This is a genomic window from Novosphingobium sp. YAF33, assembly GCF_052113265.1.
In the GTDB taxonomy this organism is placed as follows: Bacteria; Pseudomonadota; Alphaproteobacteria; order Sphingomonadales; family Sphingomonadaceae; genus Novosphingobium.
The window spans coordinates 356118-379786 of sequence record NZ_JBFRCW010000002.1 but is presented as its reverse complement, the minus strand read 5'-3'; the positions used below and the strand labels follow the sequence as shown (position 1 = coordinate 379786).

At 66.8% G+C, this 23669-nt stretch carries 13 protein-coding genes; 6 read left to right on the top strand and 7 right to left on the bottom strand.

All coding sequences use genetic code 11. The features are described from left to right. Positions 1-477: 477 nt before the first annotated feature. Entirely contained in the window at positions 478-11376 is a 10899-nt protein-coding gene (locus AB4Z00_RS05860; protein ID WP_442045286.1) for an Ig-like domain-containing protein, read from the top strand. Between the two features lie 216 nt (positions 11377-11592). Here the strand turns inward: AB4Z00_RS05860 and AB4Z00_RS05855 are convergent, their stop codons facing one another. From AB4Z00_RS05855 to AB4Z00_RS05845, 3 genes are all read right to left on the bottom strand, one after another. Beyond that, positions 11593-11790 (bottom strand): hypothetical protein, encoded by a 198-nt coding sequence (locus AB4Z00_RS05855; RefSeq protein ID WP_442045285.1) that lies wholly within the window; start codon positions 11788-11790, stop codon positions 11593-11595. A gap of 212 nt (positions 11791-12002) precedes the next feature. After that, positions 12003-13934 (bottom strand): ATP-dependent zinc metalloprotease FtsH, encoded by a 1932-nt coding sequence (gene ftsH / locus AB4Z00_RS05850; protein WP_442045284.1) that lies wholly within the window; start codon positions 13932-13934, stop codon positions 12003-12005. A gap of 110 nt (positions 13935-14044) precedes the next feature. Next, positions 14045-15118: a sensor histidine kinase gene (locus AB4Z00_RS05845; protein WP_132267445.1), complete on the bottom strand. Its 1074-nt coding sequence runs from the start codon at positions 15116-15118 to the stop codon at positions 14045-14047. 290 nt (positions 15119-15408) lie between these two features. On the opposite strand from AB4Z00_RS05845, the gene AB4Z00_RS05840 reads away from it, so the two are divergent. Next, positions 15409-16587: an aminotransferase gene (locus AB4Z00_RS05840; RefSeq protein WP_442045283.1), complete on the top strand. Its 1179-nt coding sequence runs from the start codon at positions 15409-15411 to the stop codon at positions 16585-16587. An 88-nt stretch (positions 16588-16675) separates the two neighbouring features. Here AB4Z00_RS05840 and AB4Z00_RS05835 read toward each other — a convergent pair whose 3' ends face one another. Together AB4Z00_RS05835 and AB4Z00_RS05830 are read right to left on the bottom strand one after the other, a co-directional pair. Next, the gene (locus AB4Z00_RS05835) at positions 16676-17416 is read right to left on the bottom strand and encodes an SDR family NAD(P)-dependent oxidoreductase (RefSeq protein ID WP_132267442.1); all 741 of its coding nucleotides are present in this window, start codon (positions 17414-17416) and stop codon (positions 16676-16678) included. A gap of 31 nt (positions 17417-17447) precedes the next feature. Then, the gene (locus tag AB4Z00_RS05830; RefSeq protein ID WP_132267440.1) at positions 17448-18959 is read right to left on the bottom strand and encodes a replicative DNA helicase; all 1512 of its coding nucleotides are present in this window, start codon (positions 18957-18959) and stop codon (positions 17448-17450) included. Positions 18960-19207: 248 nt separating this feature from the next. Here AB4Z00_RS05830 and AB4Z00_RS05825 point away from each other — a divergent pair, with 248 nt between their 5' ends. From AB4Z00_RS05825 to AB4Z00_RS05810, 4 genes are all read left to right on the top strand, one after another. Continuing rightward, positions 19208-19690, top strand: a complete 483-nt coding sequence (locus tag AB4Z00_RS05825; protein ID WP_132267439.1) for a UPF0262 family protein — start codon at positions 19208-19210, stop codon at positions 19688-19690. 13 nt (positions 19691-19703) lie between these two features. Next, positions 19704-20423: a glycoside hydrolase family 25 protein gene (locus AB4Z00_RS05820; protein ID WP_134093460.1), complete on the top strand. Its 720-nt coding sequence runs from the start codon at positions 19704-19706 to the stop codon at positions 20421-20423. Beyond that, positions 20420-20857 carry a cytidine deaminase gene (locus AB4Z00_RS05815; RefSeq protein WP_134093461.1) on the top strand — a complete coding sequence of 146 codons (438 nt, stop codon included), beginning with the start codon at positions 20420-20422 and terminating at the stop codon, positions 20855-20857. Before AB4Z00_RS05820 ends, AB4Z00_RS05815 begins: the two co-directional genes overlap by 4 nt. Before the next feature lie 180 nt (positions 20858-21037). Continuing rightward, positions 21038-21670, top strand: coding sequence for an RBBP9/YdeN family alpha/beta hydrolase (locus tag AB4Z00_RS05810; RefSeq protein ID WP_442045282.1), 633 nt, complete (start codon positions 21038-21040; stop codon positions 21668-21670). 82 nt (positions 21671-21752) lie between these two features. Here the strand turns inward: AB4Z00_RS05810 and AB4Z00_RS05805 are convergent, their stop codons facing one another. Further along, complete coding sequence (locus AB4Z00_RS05805) at positions 21753-22910, bottom strand: M14 family metallopeptidase (protein WP_134093463.1); 1158 nt, start codon at positions 22908-22910, stop codon at positions 21753-21755. Further along, positions 22907-23527: a DUF4136 domain-containing protein gene (locus tag AB4Z00_RS05800; protein ID WP_442045281.1), complete on the bottom strand. Its 621-nt coding sequence runs from the start codon at positions 23525-23527 to the stop codon at positions 22907-22909. Before AB4Z00_RS05800 ends, AB4Z00_RS05805 begins: the two co-directional genes overlap by 4 nt. Positions 23528-23669: the final 142 nt, after the last annotated feature.

Sequence of the window (23669 nt, the reverse complement as noted above, 5' to 3'; positions counted from 1 at the left end):
TTTGCCTCCTGCGCAGCGCCCATTCGCAAAGCATCCCGTTGGGGATGGCCGGGACCCACCGTTGCGGCGAAAGCATCTTGATCGGCGCAAATTCTGCAACGCCTGAAAGCCCGGCATAGGCCCGGTTCTTCGAGATTCGTTCACCCCCCAGTTCCTTGACCGGCGGCAAGTCGCCCGAGCTTTGATCCGTTCCGGAATGGAAACGGCTGTTCGTGCAAGCGACGGGAAATTAACGAGAAGGCGATCGAGTTCGTATCGCCTTCCTTACTCCGCACGACCCTACTCCACATCTGATTACCCGGTTCGACCGGCGGCCTCCGTACGTCTTTCAAAGACGGCCGAGAGGCCGCTGCGCGGACTGCCAACTTGCCGAGCTTTCGAAATCCGAGGGGCAATCTCCAGTCGCGAGGCAGACTTTCCACCGTGACGTGAAGCGCCCTGAAGAAGGATGCCATCCATACCGTTGGGAGACCTCTGATGGACAAGCGTGTCGACATCACCAATCGCGCGACCAAGGCCGTGAAGACAACCGTCGCGCATGACGGGATAACGCAAGTTCAGGTGGATGCGGGGTCTCAGGTGCGTGTCGGTGCGGCGCCGTCTTCCGTGTCTTCGATGTTGCGTGAAGGCGACGATCTGGTCATCCATTTTGCAGACGGTTCGACGATCCGGCTTGAGGGCTATTTCGGATGCCCGGCCGAAGCGCTGGACCAGCTGACTTTCGTGGACCCTGCCGGCACCGGCCAGTGGCTGGTCGGCCTGAGTGAAAGCGCCTGCTTCGTGCCGGGCGACACATCGACGGAAGCGCTTACTTTCCAGACGACCCCGCTCGATGCGGCTGCCGGCGCAGGGGCTGCTGCTGCGGCAGGGGGCGGCGGGCTGGGTCTCGGCAATGCCGCGCTGATCGGCCTGGGCGTGCTGGGTGTCGGTGGCGCCGTCGCGGCCGCGACGGGCGGACATCATCACCGCAGTGCCTCGCCTGTGGACACCACGGCGCCGGCCGCGCCGACCGTGGCGCCCAGCAATGGCAAGGCCCTCTCCGGCACGGCCGAGCCGGGTGCGACCGTCCGCATCGATCTCAATGGGGACGGCACGACCGATGCCACCGTAACCGCCGGGACGGACGGCAAGTGGAGCTATGTGCCGGGAACGCCGCTCGCAAATGGCGCGGCGGTCAGCGTAACGGCGGTAGACGCGGCCGGGAATGCCTCGACTGCGACCCGGATCGTGGTCGACGCCGCCGCCCCGGCCAGACCCTCCATCGATCCCAGCGACGGCACGGTGCTGACCGGCAGCGCCGAAGCCGGATCGACCCTTTCGATAGACCTCAATGGCGATGGCAAGGCCGATGCCACGGTGACCGCCGATGCCCAGGGTCATTGGCGCTACACGCCGGCCTCACCGCTTGCCGATGGCACTACCGTCACGGTTGTCGCGACGGACGCGGTGGGCAACGCCAGCCCTGCCGCAACGCTGACCATCGATCTCTCTGCGCCGCCGGTGCCGGCCATTGGCGCACTCGACGACGATGTCGGAACCGTCTCGGGCACCGTAGCCGCGGGCGGGGTGACCGATGACGCCCAGCCGACGATCCACGGCACTGCGGAGGCGGGCGCGACGGTGTCGGTCTACGACCAGGGTGTTCTGCTGGGCACCACGAAGGCGGATGCCGCCGGAAACTGGAGCTTCACGTCCGTAGCGCCCCTTTCCGATGGCGCTCATGCCATCACCGTCACGGCAAGCGACGCGGCAGGCAATGTCAGCGGCGCATCGGCAGCCTTCGGCTTTACCGTGGACACCCTCGCGCCGGCCACGCCCCTGGTCGGTGCCACGGACGGCGTGACCCTTTCGGGAACGGCGGAACCGGGCGCGACCGTGGAAATCGATCTCGACGGCGATGGCCAGCCGGACGTCAACACGGCGGCCGATGCGCAAGGCGCCTGGAGCATCACGCTGGATCCGGCGCTGGCGGATGGCACCGTAGTGACCGTCGTGGCGGTGGATGCCGCCGGCAATGCCTCACCCGCCGCGGCCGCTACAGTGGACCGGAGCGTCGACAGCACGCCCCCCGCCGCGCCCGGGAGTGACGCCCCAAGCGACGATGTCGGCGCGATTCAAGGCGCCTTTGCCCGCGGCGGCGTGACGGACGATCCCACGCCGACCTTCTCCGGCTCCGGCGTCGAGCCGGGCGCGACGATCACTGTCTACGACAATGGCGCAGCGATCGGCACGGCCGTGGCCAATGGCAGCGGGGACTGGACCTTCACGCCCTTGCTCGCGCTGGGGGAGGGCGCGCACAGCTTCGCCTTCACGGCGACCGATGCCAGCGGCAACGAAAGCGCACCATCGTCGCCCTTCGCATTCACGGTGGATACGATCCCGCCGGCGATTCCCACCGCTGCGCCAAGCAATGGCGCCGGGCTGCTGGGCACGGCCGATCCGGGAACCGCAGTCAGCATCGATATCGGCGGTGATGGCACGGTGGATGCCGTGGTGCAGGCCGATGTCGACGGGAACTGGGCCTATGTGCCGGACACTCTCATCCCCGACGGCACGCCCGTCAGGATCGTCGCCAGCGATCCGGCGGGCAATGCTTCGCCCGCCGTCATCCTCGTCGTGGACGCGAGCGTGCCCGTGGCGCCGACCATCGATGCCGCGATCGACAATCTTGCCGGCAATACCGGCCTGATCGCCAGCGGCGGGACCAGCAACGATCCCACCCTGACCCTGGCCGGATCCGCTCCGGCAGGCTCCACCGTCTCGATCCGCGATGGCGGGGTCTTGCTGGGCACGGCGATTGCCGATGGCTCGGGCAACTGGAGCTTCGTCACGGCCAGTCTGGGGGAGGGCGCGCATCGGTTCTCGGTCACGTCGCTCGACGGAGCAGGCAACCTTGGCGGCCCGTCCTCGGACTATGCGGTGACGCTGGATCTCACGGCCCCGGCCGCGCCCACTCTCAACCCTACTGACGGGGTGACGGTTTCCGGCACGGCAGAGGCCGGGGCTGTCGTCACGGTCGATACCAACGGCGACGGGGCCGCCGATGCCACGACGATCGCGGCCGGAGACGGACGCTGGAGCGTGACGTTCACGCCGGGCCTTGCGGAGGGCACCACCATTACCGTGGCCGCGCGCGATGCAGCGGGGAATTCGTCGCCCCCGGCGACCGAAACGGTCGATACCACCATCGACAGCACCCCGCCGCCCGTCCCTGCCATCGGCAGCGCCACCGACAGCGCCGGCCCCGATCAGGGCACGCTGTCCAGTGGCGACACGAGCGACGATACGACGCCTCTGCTCGCCGGCACGGCGGAGCCGGGCGTGCTCGTGTCCATCTACGACAGTGGTGTGCTACTCGGCACGACGCATGCGGACAGCATCGGTGCCTGGACGTTCACGCCGACTTTGGCGGAAGGCGCCCACAGCCTGACCGCCACCACGACGGACGGCCTCGGCAACGAGAGCATGCCGTCGACGGCCTTCGTCCTGACGGTCGACAATACGCCGCCACCAGCCCCGGTGATCGAGGCTTCCAATGGCGCCATCCTCCGCGGAACCGCGGAAGCAAACGCCATGATCGGTCTGGACTTCGACAGTGACGGCACGGCAGACCAGACCGTGCAGGCCGATACGGACGGCCGCTGGAGCTACACGCCCGCCACGCCGCTGGCGGACGGCGTCGTGGTCCATGCGACGGCCACCGATGCGGCCGGCAATACTTCTGCCGGGGCTTCGATCACCGTAGACCGGCAGCCACCTGCCGTCCCGGCCTTCACAGCCTTCACGGATGATGTGGGTTCGTCGCAAGGCACACTGGCCGATGGTGCGTCCACCGACGACCGGCAACCGGCCATCTCCGGTTCGGCCGACCCCGGCTCCACGGTCTCGATATACGACGGCGGCACGCTGCTCGGGACCGCTCAGGCCGATGTGGGCGGCCTCTGGACCTTCACGCCCAGCGTCCCATTGGCGCAAGGAAGCCATGCCTTCACGATCACGGCGACGGATGCCGTCGGCAACAGCAGCGCAGCTTCGGCATCTTTTGCGCTGACCATAGACACCGTGGCGCCGGCCGCGCCCGTCATCACGTCCGTCGCGGACGATGTCGGGGACAGTCAGGGCCCGGTCGCGAACGGCGGTTCGACCGATGACGCCGTTCCTGCCCTGACCGGAACAGCGGAGGGCGGATCCTTCGTGTCGATCTACGACAATGGTGTCCTGCTCGGCACGACCAGCGCCAATGGCTCCGGCGCCTGGAGCTTCACGCCCGGTTCCGCCCTGGACCAGGGCAGCCACACTTTCGTGGTCACCGCGCGCGACGCGGCGGGCAATCTCAGCCCACAGTCCGCCGCTTACGCCGTAACGATCGACAGCGGCTCGCCCGATGCCCCCGAAATCAGCGGCGCCACCGATAATATCGGTACGGAGCAGGGCTTCGTGGCCAGCGGCAGCACCACTAACGATACCCAGCCCAGCCTGATCGGCACGGCGGATCCCAATGCAGCGGTCACGATCCTGCGCGGCGGCGTGGCCGTTGCCACCGTCTCGGCCGATCAGCTGGGCATCTGGCGCTACACGCCCAGCGCGCCCCTCTCGCAGGGGACTTATGCCTATACCGCGCGCAGCAGCAATGCGGCGGGCACGGCGAGCATCGTTTCCGCGCCCTACCTCATCACGATCGACACCGCGCCGCCCTCCGCGCCGGTGTTCCAATCCGCGGTGGACAATGTCGGCTCGCGCCAGGGCCTGCTGCTGACCGGCGCCATCACCGATGACGCGGTGCCGGTGCTTTCTGGCACGGCCGAGCCTTTCTCGACCGTCACCGTGTTCGACAATGGCACTGCGATCGGCACCGTGGCGGCCAGCATCACTGGCGCCTGGAGCATCTTCCCCAGTCCGGCGCTCGTGCAGGGTGCGCATGTCTTCACGGCGATCGCGACCGATGCTGCTGGAAACGCCAGCGGTGCATCATCGCCATTCACCCTGACCGTGGACACGACCCCGCCCACCGCGCCGGTGATCGCGCCCAGCACGGGGGCAACGCTGACCGGCACGGCGGAGGCGGATGCCACGGTCAATCTCGACCTGGACGGCAACGGCACGGTGGACGTTCAGGTGACGGCGAACGGTTCCGGCGTCTGGACCTACAGCCCGCTCCTTCCTCTGCCGGACGGTGCGACGGTCATCGCGACAGCCACGGATGCGGCGGGCAATACTTCGGCCTCGCGCAGCCTTGTGGTGGACAGGACCCCTCCGGCAGCTCCGGTCATTACCAGCGCGGTGGACGATCAGGGCCCGCAAATGGGTTCCGTCGCCAACGGCGGGACGACGGACGATACTTTGCCCCTCATCACCGGCACCGCCGAGGCCGGGTCGACCGTTACGGTGTTCGATAACGGCGTCGCCCTTGGCCAGGCGCTGACAAGCAATACCGGCACCTGGACCCTCGCGCTCACGACGCCGCTTACGCCGGGAAGCCATGTCTTCGGCGCCAGAGCGACCGATGCGACTGGAAATCTCAGCCCGGCGTCGAGTGCCTATACGATCACGGTCGATACCGCGATCCCGGCCGCGCCGGTGATCGGCAGCGTGACCGACGCCGTCGGTTCGGCCCAGGGCAATGTCGCCACGGGCGGACGCACCGATGATGCCCAGCCCGCCATCGCCGGCACATCCCCGGCCAACGCCACGGTCCTGGTCTATGCGGACGGGGTGCAAGTCGGGACGGCGCTTGCCAACGGATCGGGCATCTGGAGCCTGATCCCATCGGTGCCGCTCGGCAATGCGACGCATGTGCTTACGGCCGTTGCCCTCAATGCCGCAGGGAATGCCAGCCCGATATCGAACAGCTATGTCGTGACGGTCGACACGGCAGCCCCCGCGGCGCCGAGCATCGTTTCGGTCACGGACAATGCACCGGGCGTTCTGGGCACCGTGCCAGCGGGCGGCCTTACCAATGACGCCACGCCTACCATCGCCGGCACGGCCGAGCCCAATGCGACCGTCACGATCCTCGCCAACGGAGTGCAGATCGGTACGACGCTTGCCGACGGATCGGGCGCCTGGACCTTCACGCCGAATCTTGCGGACGGGGCGCAGACGATCATCGCGCGCTCCACGGATGCGGTTGGCAATGTCGGGCCCGATTCCTCTTCGTTCAGCTTCACCATCGATGCCACGCCGCCGCCGGCGCCCGTCGTGGCCCCCAGCAACGGGCAGGCAAGCCTGACCGGAACGGCGGAACCGAACGCCATCGTCAGTATCGACATCGGCAACGACGGCTCCGTCGAAGCGCAAGTCCAGGCGAATGGGGCAGGCGCGTGGAGCTATACCCTGCCGAACACCCTGGCCAACGGGACGACGGTGGCGGTGACGGCCGGCGATGCGGCAGGCAACCTGTCCGGGAAGACCGTGGTCACGATCGATGCCCTCCCACCCGGCACGCCCGCACTGGCCGCGATTACGGATAACGAGGATCCGATCCGGGGCAGCGTGCCGATCAACGGCTTCACCAACGACACATCGCCCGAGTTCACCGGAACCGCGGATTCTGGCAGTCTCGTCACGATACTCGACAACGGAACGCCTATCGGCACGGCTGTCGCGGACGCCTCGGGGGCCTGGACCTTTACACCTTCGACCGTGCTCGCCGGTGCGAACCATGCCATCACGCTGACCGCGACGGACGCGGCCGGCAACGTCAGCGCGCCCTCCGCATCGTTCGCCTTCACTCTGGATACCAATGCACCGCCCGCCCCGCTGATCCAGCGGGTAGAGGATTCCACCGCCCCACAGACGGGCACGGTGGCGGATGGCGGTTCCACCAACGATACCCAACCCTTGATCGAAGGTACGGCAGAGGCCGAGGCGACCATTACGCTTTATATCAATGGCACCATTTTCGCGACGACATCGGCCGCGCCGAATGGAGCGTGGTCCTTCTCGCCAAGCCTCCCGCAAGGCAGCTACAGTTTCGTGGTCACGGCAACCGATGCTGCCGGCAATGTCAGCCCGCCCTCTGCGGCTTACGATATCGAGGTCGACACCACTGCGCCCGGCGTGCCCGCGCTCAACGCCACGGACGGAACGACCGTTTCGGGCACCGGCGATCCTGGCGCCACTATCGAACTCGACGTCGATGGCGACAACGCGGCGGACGAGACGACCACGGTCGACAGCTTCGGCCAGTGGAGCGTCACTTTTGCGCCGGGCCTGAATGACGGCACGACAGTGACCGCCGTTGCCGTGGACCCTGCGGGCAACCGTTCGGGCCCCGCCAGCGAAGTGGTGAACACGGCGATCGACACCACGCCGCCGCCGATCCCCGCTACCCCCCTTGTCGCGGACGATGTGGGTACCACTCAGGGACCGATCGGCGCGGGCGGCACCACCGACGATAATCGCCCGGAAATCCACGGCACAGCGCAGGCGAACAGCCTTGTCACGATCTTCGACAACGGCGTCCAGCTCGGCACGACCACTGCTGACAGCGGGGGTATCTGGACCTTTACCCCCGTGGTGCCGCTGGCGGACGGTGCGCACAGCATCACAGCCACAGCCTCTGAAAACGGTCTGCAGAGCCTGAACAGCGAACCTTTGGCTTTCGGTGTCGATACCATCCCGCCAGGCGCGCCCACGATCGACGCCAGCAATGGCTCGGTGCTGACCGGCACCGCCGAGGCGGGCGCCACGGTCCGGCTCGACCTGGATGGGGACACTGTTTCGGACGTTTCGGTGCTGGCGGACGGCAGCGGCCACTGGACTTATACGCCTGTCACGCAGTTGGGCGGCGGCGTTATCGTAAGCGCAACCGCGGTGGATCCGGCGGGCAACAGTTCGCTGCCTACCGCCACGACCATCGATCGCACGCCTCCTCCAACGCCTGCGATAGCCTCGGCAGCCGACAATGCGGGTCTGGTGATGGGGCCTGTCGCCAGCGGCGGCTCGACGGACGATACCACGCCGACCCTGTCCGGCACGACGGAGCCCGGTGCCACGGTCTCGGTCTACGACGGTGGGCTGCTGCTCGGCACGACGGCGGCGGGCCCTTCCGGGACCTGGTCGTTCACGCCTTCGGCGCCGCTCGGCCAAGGCAGCCATAATTTCACCGCGACGGCCACCGATGCCCTCGGCAATGTGAGCGGCGGCTCGGCGCCTTATGTGGTGACGGTGGTGACCAATGCGCCGGCCCCGCCGGTGATCGCCAACGCGGTGGACGATATTGGATCGATCCAGGGTTCGGTGGCATCCGGTGGCTCGACCGACGATGCCCGGCCGACGCTGAGCGGCTCGGCTGCGGCGAATGCCATCGTGTCGATCTACGAAGGTGCAACGCTGCTGGGCACGACCGTCAGCGATGGCGGGGGGCAGTGGATATTCACGCCTCCTGGCGCGCTGGGCACCGGGCCGCATGGGTTGACCGCCACGGCCACGGACGCCGCGGGCAACCAGAGCGGGTTGTCCAATATCTATACGCTCACCGTCGACACGGCCGCACCGGCCGTTCCGGTGGTGACGTCGGTGGCGGACGATGTAGGATCGGTGCAGGGCAGCCTTGCCCCAGGCGCGACGACCGACGATGCCCGGCCCACGCTGACCGGCACCGCGGAAAACAATGCCGTGATCTCCGTTTATGACGGTGTCGTCCTGATCGGCACCACCACCGCCGATGGCGCCGGGCGCTGGAGCCTCACCCCGGCCGCACCGCTTGGAACCGGCCCGCATTCGCTTACGGTGACGGCCACCGATGCCGTCGGCAACACGAGCGGGGCGACAGCCGCCTTCGCCCTGACGGTCGATACGACGCCGCCGGCGGCGCCCACGATCAGCACCGCAAGCGACGATGTCGGCACGCGGCAGGGTCCGATCGCCAATGGCGGGGCAACCGATGACGGTACGCCTGCCCTGACCGGCACGGCGGAGGCCAATTCCACGGTCTCGATCTACAACAATGGCGCCCTGCTGGGGACCGTGGTGGCGAGCGGCAGCGGCGCATGGAGCTTCACCCCGCCTACCGGCCTGCCGGACGGCTTGCACAATTTCACGGCCACGGCGCGCGATGCGGCTGGCAACATCAGTCCCGCCTCGGCTGCCTATGCGGTGACCGTGGACACCACGCCGCCGGGCGCGCCGACGATTTCCTACGCTGCCGACGATACCGGCCCGGTCACTGGAAACGTGGTCAACGGTGCGCCCACGGACGACACCCGGCCGACGCTGGTGGGCACGGCGGAGGCCAATTCCACGGTCTCGATCTACGAAGGCACAAACCTGCTGGGCACGGCCGTGGCTGACGGTTCCGGCGCCTGGAGCTTCACGCCTTCCGTGGCTCTGCCGCAGGGCGAGCACAGCTTCACGGCCAGGGCGACCGACGCCGTCGGCAACCAGGGCCCGGCCTCCGCGACCTTCCTTGTCTGGGTCGACATCGTGGCCCCTGCTGCGCCGACGATAGCCACTCTGTTCGACGATGTCGGCACGGTGCAGGGACCGGTCGCCAGCGGGGGCGTGACGGACGATACGCTGCCGCTGCTGCGCGGCACGGCTGAAGTGGGATCGACAGTGACGATCTCGGCCAATGGAGCGGTCCTGGGCACGACCACGGCTGACGCCGGGGGCAATTGGAGCTTTGTGYCGGTCGCTCCGCTGGCGCAGGGAATCTATACGTTCACGGCCATCGCCACCGATGCCGCGGGCAATCCCGGTGCGACCTCCAACAGCTTCGTCGTCACTGTCGATACGGCCCCTCCGGCGGTGCCGGTCATCTCCTCGATCGTGGACGACCTGGCGCCCAATACCGGCGTGGTCGCCAATGGGGGATCCTCGAACGATTCGGCGCCGCAACTGATCGGCACCGGGCCTGCGAACACGACGGTGATCGTCTATGATAACGGCGTGGCGCTCGGCTCGACCGTCACCAATGGTTCGGGCGCATGGACCTACACGCCGGCGGGCGGACTGGGGGACGGTGTCCATACCTTCACCGCGGTAACGGTCGATGCCGCCGGGAACGCCAGTGCGGCTTCCAACGCCTATGCGATGACGCTGGACCGGACGCCGCCTTCGGCAACGATCGCCATTACCTCGCTGGTGACCGATACCGGCACCACGGGCGACTGGAGCACTTACGATCACAGCCCGACGGTAGGCGGCACGCTCAGCACCGCGCTTGCAGCGGGCGAGACCGTTCAGGTGCGGCTGGATGGCGGCGATTGGGTGACAGCAGGCACTTCCGGCCAGAGCTGGTATTACGGTCTCGGCACTGTCTCCACCGGATCGCATGCCTTGGCTGTTCGCGTCGTCGACGCGGCAGGCAACGTCGGCAGCAGCGCTGCGCAGACGGTGAACGTCACCGCCGTGCCGGAACTGGCCCCGATGGTGCAGGCCACCAATGGATCATTGCTCGGACTGGTGGGGCTTGAAGCGCTGAACCTGATCGACCTCGGCGGGCAGTCTCTGACCGCCGTGGATCCGAACAACAATCTCAAGACCGTGCAGGTTCGCTACGCTCCCACCCTGTCTCTTGCATTGGGGGCCTATACGCTGACCGCGTCCTCGGCTCTGGCCGCAGAGCTTGGCTTACAGATCCAGATATCGAACTCCTCGGGCATTCTGGGCATTCTCGGGCCGTCCTCCACCCTGACCATCACGTCACTCAGCGGCGGGGCGATGGACAACATGGCGGTGAACGAACTGCTGAATACAGTCCATTTCACTCAGAACCTCACGCTTCTGGGGCTGGATGTCCTGAGCGCGACGACGATCTCCGCCACCGACATGGCCGGGCTGAATGCCAGTGCCTCCACGGGGACGCTGCTGGATGTCAGCCTCCTCAACGCCGGTGGCTCGTCCACGTTGTTCGAAGGGACGTCCGGCGCCAATACGCTGAACGGATCGGCTGGAAACGATCGGCTCTACGGCTACGGCGGCAACGACACCTTGAACGGAAACGACGGGACCGATCTCCTGCGCGGCGGGGCAGGCGCCGATAGCCTGAACGGCGGCGCGGGCGACGACACGCTGGTCTACGACGCGGCCGACACACTGATTGATGGCGGCGCGGGGACCGACACGCTCCTGATCGCCAGTGGCACGGGCGCCGTGCTGAACCTCGACGCGGTATCCAACATCCGCAACATCGAGCGGATCGATCTGGGTACGGGCGACGCGGGCCGGCAGATCACGCTCACCGAGGCGGGAGTGCTGCGCGCGACGGACAGCCATCACCAACTCACGGTGACGGGCGACGGTAGCGATCGGGTCACGATGTCCGGTGCGGTCTTCCAGGGCCAGACCCTTATCAATGGGGAGGCTTATAATCACTACACGCTGGGCGTGGCGGACATCTACGTCGACCACCCGGTGCTGGTGGTTGTCTGACGGGGCGAGCGGCGGTTACCCGGATTTCGCCGGGTAGCCGCCGCTATATCGGCTTGGGCGAAGAGGGGACACCAAGCCGGCGCGGCGCGGCATCTCGATTTTCTCGCGTCTGGTTGTCACTCGCGCAGTCTTGAGCACACCGCCGCTTGAGGAGCCGAACCGTCTTGGCCTCCGGCATGTGTTGGGAGCGCAGATGAGCAGTGAAAGCCAACACGTTTACCTGAGGCGTTCTTCTTTTCTGTCATTGCGGAGAGGAGAAACGGAGCGGGCATCCACACTCTGGCCGTGAAGCCTCGGTAGCTTCGCAACCACGATGGTCGAGCCAGAGTATTGCGGTTGCTGCTCGGGTGACAGGCTCGTCGACCCCGTTGTCGCGAATACGCCGTGTTCCTCCAACCCGACGATCACGGTCATGGTGCGAGAGGTTCCGTTGACTGCCCACCACGGTAGCGACCGGCGGGATGGCCGGCCGAGTTCGAATCGGCTCAGCGCTGTTAAAGCGGACCGGATGCCCACCGGACCAAATCCTCACGGCGCCAACGGCAAAGGGGCGCAAGACCGTTAAGCCTTGCGCCCCCTCCTGCATTCTCCCGAAGGAGAACTCATGTTCCGGGATGTCTGTTCCGTCAGGCGCCCTGCGGGGTGGCGCTGCCGGAGAAACGGCGGCCAGCCTTGGGGATCGAAGAGCCGGTCAGCGGTCGCGGTGCACCGGGGCCGCGCGGTTCGCTGGGACGATCGAGCTTGCCGGTTTCCAGCAGCTGGTTGATCTCGTCGCCCGAAAGCGTCTCGTATTCCAGCAGGGCCTGGGCCAGGGATTCCAGCTGCTCGCTATATTCGTTGAGCAGCTGCGTGGCGCGGGCATGGGCATTGTCGACCAGGCCGCGGATTTCGCTGTCGATCAGCTTGTTGGTGTCCACCGAACTCATGGTACGCTGAGTGCCGCCCATACCGAGGTAGCCTTCCTGGCTTTCCTCGTACTGGATCGGTCCCAGCTTGTCCGACATGCCCCACTTGGTGACCATGTTGCGGGCCAGGCTGGTGGCGTACTGGATGTCAGACGAGGCGCCCGACGAAACCTTGTCGTAGCCGAAGATGATCTCTTCCGCCACGCGGCCGCCCATGGCAACCGAGAGGTTCGCCAGCATCTTGTCGCGATGATACGAGTAGCTGTCACGCTCCGGCAGGCGCATGACCATGCCCAGCGCGCGGCCGCGCGGGATGATCGTGGCCTTGTGGATCGGGTCGGATGCCGGTTCATGCAGCGAGACGAGCGCGTGGCCGGCCTCGTGATAAGCGGTCATCTTCTTCTCGTCGTCGGTCATGACCATCGAGCGGCGTTCCGCGCCCATCATGACCTTGTCCTTGGCGTCCTCGAACTCCTGCATGGCGACCAGGCGCTTGTTGCGGCGCGCGGCGAGCAGGGCGGCTTCGTTGACGAGGTTGGCCAGATCGGCACCCGAGAAGCCCGGCGTGCCGCGCGCGATCACGCGCGGGTTGACGTCGGGCGCCAGCGGCACCTTCTTCATGTGCACGGCCAGGATCTTCTCGCGGCCATCGATATCCGGCACCGGCACCACGACCTGACGGTCGAAGCGGCCCGGGCGCAGCAGCGCGGGATCCAGCACGTCGGGGCGGTTGGTCGCCGCGATGATGATGATGCCCTCGTTGGCCTCGAAACCGTCCATTTCGACCAGAAGCTGGTTCAGCGTCTGCTCGCGTTCGTCGTTCGAGTTGCCGAGGCCGTGACCGCGATGGCGGCCGACCGCGTCGATTTCGTCGATGAAGACAATGCAGGGCGCGTTCTTCTTGGCCTGTTCGAACATGTCGCGCACGCGGCTGGCGCCGACGCCCACGAACATCTCGACGAAGTCCGAGCCGGAGATCGTGAAGAACGGCACGCCCGCCTCACCGGCGATGGCACGGGCGAGCAGGGTCTTGCCGGTACCCGGCGAACCGACCAGCAGCGCGCCCTTCGGGATCTGGCCGCCCAGCTTGGAGAAGCGGGTGGGATCGCGCAGGAACTCGACGATTTCCTCCAGTTCCTCCCGCGCTTCGTCGATGCCGGCGACATCGTCGAAAGTCACGCGGCCCGAACGCTCGGTCAGCATCTTGGCTTTGGACTTGCCGAAGCCCATCGCGCCGGAACCGCCGCCCTTCTGGACCTGGCGCAGCGCGAAGAACGCAATGCCGACGATCAGCAGGAAGGGAAGGGTCTGCGCGAGGATATAGACGAGCAGGCTGCCTTCCTCGGGCGTCTTGCCGGCATATTGCACGCCGCTCTGCTGAAGCAGCGGAGTGAGCGTGGTGTCGCCGGGGACGGGGACGGTGCGGAACGTGTCGCCGTTCTTCATCTTCCCATCGATGCTGTCCTCTCCCACTTCCACGCTCTGGACGCTGCCTTCGGCAACTTTCGCGCGGAAATCGGAATAGGCGATCATGGGCCCGCTCTCGCTGCGGGTGTTGAACATGGATACCACCATGAGGAGCGCGAGAAAGATGCCGCCCCATACGAGCAGGCTCTTGACCCAGGGATTGCCGCTAGGCTGATCGTCGTTCATCTTGGGAGAAACCGTCCTTTCGCCCGCCAATGTAGGGTCGGGCGGCTGAATCGCAAGTTAGCAGAGCCAGTCAGTGTAATCGTTTCGGCTCCGAGATGCGACATTGCTGATCATTCCGCTTCGGCAAAACGGCTTGGCGGCAGGTGAAGGGTCATTTTTGCCCCGCTGCGACCCGAATCGCAGGGCAGATTTTCCAGCGTGAGCCGGGCTTCGAGCTGGCGACTCAGGACACGGGAAATCCGCAGGCCGATCGATTCGGCATGGTCGGGCTCGAAGTCCGGCGCCAGGCCCGCGCCGTCGTCTTCCACGCTGAGGGCGATGCCTTCGCTCTGGCGGCGCACGTCGATGCGAATGAGGCCGCTGTCGCGCGCAGCCAGGCCGTGTTCCAGCGCATTGGCCATGGCTTCGGAGAGAATCAGGGCCACGGGCACGGCGGCATCGGGCCGCAGTACGATGCCGGGCTCCACGGCGACCTTGCAGGCAATGTCTTCCCGGCCGCTCGAATCCATGACTTGCCCCGAGAGATCGTGGACGAAGCGGTCGAGCGGCACGAGTTCGCCGTCCGGTCGATAGAGCTGGCGCTGGATCCGGCCGATCACCTGCAACCGGCCGGCGGCATTGGCGATGGCGCGGCGGGCGGTCGGTTCCTCCAGCCCGCGCAGTTGCAGCGACAGGACGGCGCCGATCATCTGCAGGTTGTTGCCCACCCGGTGCTGAAGCTCCTGGAACAGCAGCTCGGTACGTTCCGCCAGCACGCCGCGCTCTTCGGCCAGCAGGCGGACTTCCTCCTGCGCGAGGTGAAGGCGCGCGTTGAACCGTTGCATCAGATGCACGAGGGCAATGTCCACCGCCACCACGCCGGTGTAGAAGGCCAGCGAAACCAGCGACTTGTAATCTAGCGCCAGCCCGAAACGGGGCGGGATGAACAAGTACCAGGCAAAGAACCCGCAGATCACCGCAGCCATGATCCCCGGCCGGGGGCCGAACAGGAACGAGGACAGGATCACGGCGGGAAAGAACGTGAGATAAGGATAGCCCGGCGGAAAGGCGGCATCCAGTTCCCACCGCAGCCAGGCCGCCAGGATGCAGAGCGCCACCGTGGTGCCGTAGCGCACCAGTGGCCGCTCCGGGATCAGGGGCAGCCGTTCGATGAACGGGGTGGAGAACAGCACTGGTCGGTTCATGTCGGGCAAGTCTCTCGCTTCGCCGGGAGCAGCGAGTGTCCGTCCGGGCTGCGCGGGGATGTGTGCGTGCTGTATCCTCCCCGGCGCAAGCGGAAGGCGATTTCCATCAAGCCAATGACGCGTGGTGGGCGCGCTGGTTCCCTGCGGCTCGGGCATTCGGCGCGGTTCCTGCCGATTTCGCTCCGGCGTGCAGCGCTCTTGCTCTCGCGGGCGGTTTGTCGGAGGTAAGGCGCCGGAGGGCCGGGCACTGGCGTGGCAACGGCCCGGACAAGATGGGAGCCCCTGCGGGCATGAAGACAGCCGACCGCATTCATCCGGTCTATGCGGAAATGGAGCGCACGGTGTTCGACCGCATGTCGGCGCTCGCGCGCGAACATGGGGCGATCAACCTGGGGCAGGGTTTTCCGGACGGGACGCCCCCGCCGGCCTTGCTGGAGGCGGCAAGCCGCGGCCTGTTCGAACGGTCGAACCAGTATCCGCCCGGCGCGGGCCTGATCGAACTGCGCGAGGCGATCTGCGGCTATTACCGGCGGCGGCAGGGCCTGCCGGTTACCGCGGAGCAAGTCACCGTGACCTCGGGCGCGACGGAGGCGCTGGCTGCGGCCATCTTCGCCTTCGTGCAGCCGGGGGACGAGGTGATCCTGTTCCAGCCCGCTTATGACGCCTATGCGCCGCTGGTGCGCCGGGCGGGCGGCGTTCCCGTCTCGATCCCGCTGCTGCCGCCGGAGTTCCGCTACCCTGCCGAGGCGCTGGAGGCAGCGATCACGCCGCGGACGCGGGCGCTGATGTTCAACGACCCGCTTAACCCGGCGGGCACGGTCGCCAGCCACGAGGAACTCGCCGCGATCGCGCGGGCCTGCACCGCGCACGATCTCATCGCGATCAGCGACGAGGTCTGGGAAGATGTGCGTTTCGACGGGGTTCCGCACCGCTCGCTCATGGCGTTCCCCGGCATGGCCGACCGGACGGTTAAGATCGGCTCGGCAGGCAAGATCTTCGGGCTGACGGGCTGGAAGATCGGCTGGATGATCGCCGCCGATGCGCTGGGCACGGCGATTTCGCGCGCGCACCAGTTCCTGACTTATGCCACGGCGGTGCCGCTGCAATGGGCCGTGGCGGAAGGGCTCTCGCTCCCGGATGCCGTGCTGGCGGGGCAACGGGCGCAATGGGCGGAATCCCGCGAGCAGCTGAAGGCGGGGCTGGCGCAGGCGGGCTTCGTCGTTCTGCCGAACGCGGCGACCTGGTTCCTCAATGTCGACTTGTCCGCCTCGGGCATCGGCCTTGCGGACCGGACTTTCAGCGAGCGGGCGGTGGTGGAGGCCGGGGTGGCGACCGTGCCGGTTTCCGCGCTCTACCAGGGCGCGCAGGCGCCAGGCCATTTGGTCCGCTTCTGCTTCACCAAGCCGGCGGAAGTGCTGGACGAGGCCGTGCAGCGCCTTGCACGGTTTCGGCATGCGTTGGCCGGATGAGACGCGCGCGCGATCGTTGAAAAATGCCCATGCGGGCATTTCTTGAGACGGCACCGGCCCGCACCCCGAATTCGCGGGTCGCGAATTCTCAGGCGTTCAGGCCGCCGTTCACGCTGATGACTTGCCCGGTGATCTTCGCGGCCCCGTCGGAACAGAGGAACAGGGCCAGCGGCGCGATGTCGTCCGCGGTCGGCAGCCCCAGGCCGGCACGGCGGGCGGCGCGGGCCATCCGCTCCGATCCCATGCGGATGGCGCTTTCGCTGCCCTCGACGAAGCTGGTGGACAGGGCGTGGGCGCGGATGCCGTCACGCGCGGCTTCGACGGCGAAATTGCGCACAAAGCCGATGGTCCCGGCCCGGGCCGCGCCGATCAGGCTCTGGCGCGCCGCCGCGTAGATCCCCGCGTCGGAGACGAGGGCGATGAACGTGCCGCCCTGCGTCCCCAGAAAACCGTAGCTGGCGAGCGCGAGCCGCTCGACCCAGCCGACGGAGACATTGAGGAAATCGCCGAAGGTCTCGGGCGCGGTCTCGGGCAGCAGTCCGGTTATGCCGAGCGGCCCGGTGGAGACGCAATCGATCACCGCGTCGATCCGGCCATATTGCTCGCCCACTTCGGCGATCAGGGTTTCCGCCGCGTCCTCTTCCCAGACATCGGCAATGAAGCCATCCACGGTGCCGAGGTAGGAAAGCCCGGTGACGAGCGCCGTCACTTTTTCCTGGGTGCGTCCATGAAGAGCGACCTTCCAGCCATGGGCCAGGGCCTGGCGGGCGATGGCACTGCCGATCGAACCGCTGCCGCCGGCGAGAAGCAGGACTTTCTGGTCGCTCATCGTATCCTTTTCGGCTTGCCCGTGGGAATGGTCAGTCGCTTTCGAACGCCGCGCGCATGTCGTCGTCGGCCAGATCGGAGAACTTGGTGATCCGCGCTTCGAAGCGCAGGCGCACCTTGCCGGTGGCGCCGTGGCGCTGCTTGGCGATGATCAGTTCGGACAGGCCGGTGATGCGCTCCATGTGTTCGCGCCATTCGTTCCACTTGGCGTGGACGTCTGGCGGATCGTTATCGCCGGGTTCGCGCGGTTCGACGCCCTTGGCGTAGTAATCCTCGCGGAACACGAACCAGACCATGTCCGCGTCCTGCTCGATCGAGCCCGATTCGCGAAGGTCGGAAAGCATCGGCCGCTTGTCCTCGCGCGACTCCACCGCACGAGAAAGCTGCGACAGCGCGATCACCGGAACGTGCAGTTCCTTGGCGAGCGTCTTCAATCCGCGCGAGATTTCCGAGATTTCGTTGACGCGGTTGTCGTTGGCGCGGCCGGAGCCCTGGAGCAGCTGCAGGTAGTCGATGATCACCAGGCCGATATTGTGGCGGCGCTTCAGGCGGCGCGCACGGGTACGCAGGCCGGCGATGGTGAGGCCGGGCGTATCGTCGATATAGAGCGGCAGTTCGGCCAGGCGCTGGCTGGCGAAGGAGAGCTGCTGGAAATCCTCGCGGCTGATCTTGCCCATGCGCAGCGCTTCGGAGCTGATGCCCGACTGTTCGGCCAGGATACGCGTGGCCAGCTGGTCGGCGCTCATTTCGAGGCTGAAGAAGGCCGTTGCCGCGCCGACCGATTTCTCGGCCGGAATGCCGTCGGCCAGGTCGCGCTGGAGCCGGTCGGAGGCGTTGAAGGCGATGTTGGTGACGAGCGAGGTCTTGCCCATGCCGGGACGGCCGGCAAGGATGATAAGGTCGGAATCATGCAGGCCGCCGATCTTGCCGTTGACCGAATTGAGGCCCGTGGTCTTGCCCGAGATATGGCCGCCCGAATTGAACGCCTTCTCGATGGCGCCGATGGCGGTGCGGGTGGCGGCGGCGAAGCTCTTGGCCTCGTTCGCGGTCGAAGCGCCTTCGGCCACTTTGTACAGTGCGGCTTCCGCGCGTTCCACCTGCTCCATCGGTTCGACCGATTCGGAGGTGTCCATCGCCTCGGCCACGAGATTGCGGCCCACCGAGATCAGCTCGCGCAGCAGGGCAAGGTCGTAGATCTGGTCTGCCAGCTCGCGCGGGGCCAGCAGGCCCTGTCCGTCGGCCGTGAGGCGGGCGAGGTAGGACACGCCGCCCAGCGCCTTCAGCGCTTCGTCCGATTCGAAATAGGGGCGCAGGGTAACCGGCGTCACCACCGCCTTGCGATCGAGCAGTTGCAGGATGCGCTCGTAGATCCGGGCATGGACCGGTTCGTAGAAGTGCATCGGGGTGAGCTGYGTCTGCAGTTCCTCGATCACCCGGTTGTCGATCAGGACGGCGCCCAGGAATGCGGCCTCGGCCTCGACGTTGGCGGGCAGACTGCGGGCTTCGGCCTCGGGTGCGAGGGCAATGGCGGCTTGTTGTGACATGAGGGGGCGGACAATGCCCCATCTCGCCCCCCGGCAGCAAGCGAGCAGAAGAGTGATATTAATCCACAGGGTGTTGAGGAGCGGTTTTGGGCCGGGATGACGTCTCCCCCCGGGGGTGCCTTCGACATCCGGTGCCGCTCGAATCGGGCGGGCACCTGTTTTTGCCTGACCGTGCGTTCGGACAAAAACGCCCACGCTACAACGCCCCTTGCGACCCCATGCTGCGAACGCGTAAAGGGCAAGGGAACATGTCCGATCCGCGCATCTCCCATATCGAGCTGGACGACGCGACCATCCTGTGGCGCAACGCCGATATCGAGCAGGAGCGGCGCATCGCCATTTTCGACCTCATCGAAGACAACGTCTTCAAGCCGGTCCGCGCCTTCGAGGCGGGGCACGAGGGGCCTTACCGGCTGCGCCTCTCCGTTCGCGACGGTCGCCTCTCGCTGGAACTGGGCGACGAATCCGGCAATCCGCTGGAGACCATGATGCTGGGGCTGGCCCGTTTCCGCCGGCCCGTGCGCGAATATTTCGCCGTTTGCGAAAGCTACTACCAGGCGATTCGCAAGGCTTCCGCCCAGGAAATCGAGACGATCGACATGGCCCGGCGCGGCATCCACGATTCGGCCGCCGAACTCCTGCTTGAAAGGCTGGACGGCAAAGTCGCCACCGATCACCCCACCGCACGCAGGCTTTTCACGCTGATCTGCGTCCTGCATATTCGCGGCTGAAGGGGGCTTCACGATGACGAGGAAGGGTTTGGCCGCCAAGGCGCGCGCGCGCATCCTGTGGCGTATCGCCGCGGTGCTGTTGCTGCTGGCGCTTGTCGCCGGGGGCTGGGGCTGGTGGCATCTGCGCCACTGGACGCCCGACCGTTCGATCTATCCCATGCAGGGCGTGGAAATCGGCGCCGCCGACGGTGAGGTGAACTGGAAATCGCTCAAGGCGGTCGGCGTGGACTTCGCCTATATCGATGCCAGCGCCAGCGTCAGCGCCTTTGCGCGCGATCCGCGCTTCGTCGCCAATTTCGTGGCAGCCAAGGCGGCGGGGCTGCAAGTGGGGGCCGTCCACCGCTACGATCCCTGCCAGCCGGCGGAAATGCAGTCCGCCAATTTCGTCACCACCGTGCCGCGCGATTCGGCATTGCTGCCGCCGGCCATCGACCTCGACATCCTGGCGGACGGCTGCCCCACCAACGTGTCCGACGCTAAAGTCGAAAGCGAGTTGATGACTTTCATCAACCAGATCGAGACGCACGCAGGCAAGCCGGTGATTCTCAAGGTCAGCAAGGCTTTCGAGGACCGCTACCGCATCGCGGCCAAGCTGGATCGCAACCTCTGGCTGGTGCGCGATCGCATGCTGCCCGACTATGGCGGCCGGCCGTGGTCCCTGTGGACGGCGAACGGCTCGCTCGCGAGCGAGATTGCGCAAGGGGGGCTGCGCTGGGTAGTGGTGCAGCCATGACTTTCACCACTCAACAGCGCGACGCCCTGCTCGTGGCCGCGCGCGAGGCCGCGTCGCGCGCCTATGCGCCCTATTCGAAGTTCCATGTCGGCGCCGCGCTGCTCATGGCGGACGGCTCGGTGGTCACAGGGGCCAATGTCGAAAACGCCAGCTATGGCCTGTCGCTCTGCGCGGAAACGGTTGCGGTTTCCGCGATCCTGTCGTCCGGGCAGCCCGGAAAGCTGGAAGCCGTGGCCGTGACCGGCGGCGCTCCGGGCGCGGCGGGGCAGGGCGATACCGTCACCCCCTGCGGGCGCTGCCGCCAGATCCTCAACGAGATCGCGCAAGTCGGCGGCACCGACCCGGTGGTCTGGTGCGACGGCGCGGAAGGCGTGCTGGAAACGACGCTGTCCGCGCTGCTCCCTCACGCTTTCGGACCTGCCAACCTCCTGTAGGACAAGGGGTTTCCCCCCTTTGGCGATGCACGCACCGCCGCGCTGTCCTTTCGGAGCGGCGCGGCAGCGCATCGCTTTGTCGGAATCCTATTGTCAACTAAATTAGTTGAGTTATGGTGCGTCTAGTCGGGACGTAGACAGAGTCGACCGGCGGTATCCCCAACAGCGTTGGAGCACCCCATGACACACTACCGTTATCCCCGTGCGCAGGACCATGTGCCGCTGATTCTCCTGGTGCCCGGCGCGCCCCTTGCCGAAGGGCACTGGATGAGCCGCTGGGCGCGCTGGAGCGAGCATTGCCGTGTGCTGGAGCTGGGCCTCTGGGACGAGCCGCATCGCAATACCTGGGTCAACAAGCTCAACCTCGCGGTTCGCCGCGCCGACCGGCCGGTGGTGATCGTCACTGACGACATCGCCGCCCTCGCGCTTGCCTGGTGGGTGGAGTTCGAGGGACTGGGCGCGGAAAACCCGGTGCTCGGCGCGATCGTCGTCAATCCGCCGAACATGGACCTGCCGGGTGCTGACCGCCGCCTTTCGCGCTTCGGCGCCTGTCCGCGCCAGGCGCTGCCCTTCACTTCGTTCATGGTCGGCGATCTGGATGCGTCGATGGCGCAGCAACGCTCGATGATCCGGCTGGCCAAGGACTGGGATTCGTTCCCCGTCTGCGACGACACGCGCGGCGACTGGGCCTCGGGCTGGATGATGCTGCAGAGCGTGCTCGGCGAAGTGCCGGCGGCCGCCGTCTCGCCGTCCTGGAGCTACGACGAGAACCTCGCCGTCAGGCAGGCCTTGCGGCAGTGGGCCGGGATCTGATCCGGTGAACGGATAGTTCCTTTCACCGCGGCGGGCTTGGGATGCCGAACCTTCAGGCGTCCCAAGCCCGCCGCGGCCGTTCTTACTTGCCGTCCTGCTCGACCAGCCATTCCAGCAGCGCGCCCATGCAGTCCTTGCCGAGCTGGGCCGAGCGTTCCGGGCTCCAGCCCTGGCGCGGGTCGGCGGCCTCGTCATGGTCCTTGAACGGCATTTCCAACGTCATGGACACGGCGCCGAAGCGCTCGGCGACCTGATTGGTGGACATCGTCAGGTTGCCCTTGCCCGGCTGGGCGGTGGAGTAGCCGAGGCGGGTCTGGAAGTCCGGCGTGCGGCGTTCCAGGATCGTCGCGTAGCGGTCGTAACCCTGCTTCTGCTCGGCCTTGAGCGAGGGGATGCCCTCGAAACCGGCCAGGAAGACGGCGGGGATGGCTTCGTCGCCGTGGATGTCCATGGCGAAGTCCACGCCGGTTTCGTCCATGGCGGCCAGGATCGCGAGCACTTCGGGAGACCTCTCGGCGCTGGGCTCGGCCCATTCGCGGTTGAGGTTCACGCCCGCCGCATTGGTGCGCAAGTGGCCTCGCGCCGAACCATCCGGGTTCATGTTGGGCACGACGTGGAAGCGGCACCGCTTGCGCAGTTCGCGCCCGACCGAATCGGCGGGATCGGCCAGCACTTCCAGAGCGCCCTCCATCCACCATTCGGCCATCGATTCGCCGGGATGCTGGCGGGCATAGAGCCAGACCTGCTTGAGTCCGTCGCCCATGGAGAGGCAATCGAGCGGGCGGCCGTCCAGCGTGGTGCCGAGCAGGCGGTAGTCCACTTCCTCAAGCCCTGCGAGCGAGGCGATGAGGTCGTGATGGCGCTCCATCGAATAGGGCGCGAAATAGGCGAACCAGGCCAGTTCGCTGTCAGGCGTGTGGCGGATGGTGAGCGTTCCGCCGTCCTTGCCGCCGTCCCAGGTGGTTTCGGCGCGGCCCCAGAACTGGCGGTCTTCCGAGGCGCAAGCGCGGTACCCGGGCCAGCCCAGCGGATAGGCCGAGGCGTTGAGGCCGGTGATCTTCAGCGTCAGTTCCTCGCCCGCGATGCTCTGGCCGGGGGCGGCGCTGACACGGAAGTGGAACCACTGGAGGAAGTCCGATTCGTGATCCGGGCGGATCTTGAGTCGCGCGGTGGTGCCGTCGATGGAAAGGACTTCGATGTTGCCGGAATCGAATGCGGAGGAGATCTGGATGCTGGTCATTTCACCAGGATAGTTTCACCCGACTTGCCCGGAAACCCCTTGAACAACGCTTCGGCCATTTTTGCAGCGCCCAGCGAAGTTTGCGCCACGGGAGACTTGGAGCCGACAGTGAAGGCGGCGCGGCCTTCCCAGATGGTGCGGCCGTCCGGGCGGTCCTTGATCATCACGTGCATGCGGGTATCCACCTGGTCCTGCGGTTTGCCGGCCAGGTTGATGCCCAGCCCCAGGCCGAGGCCCGATCCGTAGCTGCCGGTGCTGCCGCCCACGCCCACCGAGACGGGACTGCGGCGGGCGCCGGGCTGATAGACCTGTCGCTCCACCGAGAGCACCGCCACTTGCGTGTCGCGCACGGCTTCTCCGGGAAGGGCCTGGCGGTAGCCGACTTTCGCCAGCTCCTGCGCCACGGCGGCGGCGTAAGTACGGAATTCCAGGCTGGAGGCATCCTGTGCATTGGCAGGATCGACGCGAATCACCCCGCGTCCGAGCATCGATGCGTCCGGAGCGCTGAACCGCGTGACTTCCACCGGCCCGACTTGCGCGGCGCAGCCGCCCAGAGCCAGCGCTCCGGCGAGAAGGGGGGGCATGAACAGGGGGGCGAATGGACGGATGCGGATCATGTCAGGCTCTCCTGAGGCGGTTCCTCATGCAATAAACCCCCGTGAAGGGAGAAAGTCGCACGGGCGGCTTGCGGGGTTGCGCTTGGTCGGCGGTTCAGTCTGCCGGCGGTTCAGTCTGCCGGCGGGGGCAAGCCGGCCGGCG

Excerpts from the sequence above, each read along its gene's own strand:
- AB4Z00_RS05855 (WP_442045285.1), bottom strand. The coding sequence starts at position 11,790 with ATGACCGTGATCGTCGGGTTGGAGGAACACGGCGTATTCGCGACAACG.
- ftsH (WP_442045284.1), bottom strand. The coding sequence starts at position 13,934 with ATGAACGACGATCAGCCTAGCGGCAATCCCTGGGTCAAGAGCCTGCTC.
- AB4Z00_RS05845 (WP_132267445.1), bottom strand. The coding sequence starts at position 15,118 with ATGAACCGACCAGTGCTGTTCTCCACCCCGTTCATCGAACGGCTGCCC.
- AB4Z00_RS05840 (WP_442045283.1), top strand. The coding sequence starts at position 15,409 with ATGAAGACAGCCGACCGCATTCATCCGGTCTATGCGGAAATGGAGCGC.
- AB4Z00_RS05835 (WP_132267442.1), bottom strand. The coding sequence starts at position 17,416 with ATGAGCGACCAGAAAGTCCTGCTTCTCGCCGGCGGCAGCGGTTCGATC.
- AB4Z00_RS05825 (WP_132267439.1), top strand. The coding sequence starts at position 19,208 with ATGTCCGATCCGCGCATCTCCCATATCGAGCTGGACGACGCGACCATC.
- AB4Z00_RS05820 (WP_134093460.1), top strand. The coding sequence starts at position 19,704 with ATGACGAGGAAGGGTTTGGCCGCCAAGGCGCGCGCGCGCATCCTGTGG.
- AB4Z00_RS05815 (WP_134093461.1), top strand. The coding sequence starts at position 20,420 with ATGACTTTCACCACTCAACAGCGCGACGCCCTGCTCGTGGCCGCGCGC.
- AB4Z00_RS05810 (WP_442045282.1), top strand. The coding sequence starts at position 21,038 with ATGACACACTACCGTTATCCCCGTGCGCAGGACCATGTGCCGCTGATT.
- AB4Z00_RS05805 (WP_134093463.1), bottom strand. The coding sequence starts at position 22,910 with ATGACCAGCATCCAGATCTCCTCCGCATTCGATTCCGGCAACATCGAA.
- AB4Z00_RS05800 (WP_442045281.1), bottom strand. The coding sequence starts at position 23,527 with ATGATCCGCATCCGTCCATTCGCCCCCCTGTTCATGCCCCCCCTTCTC.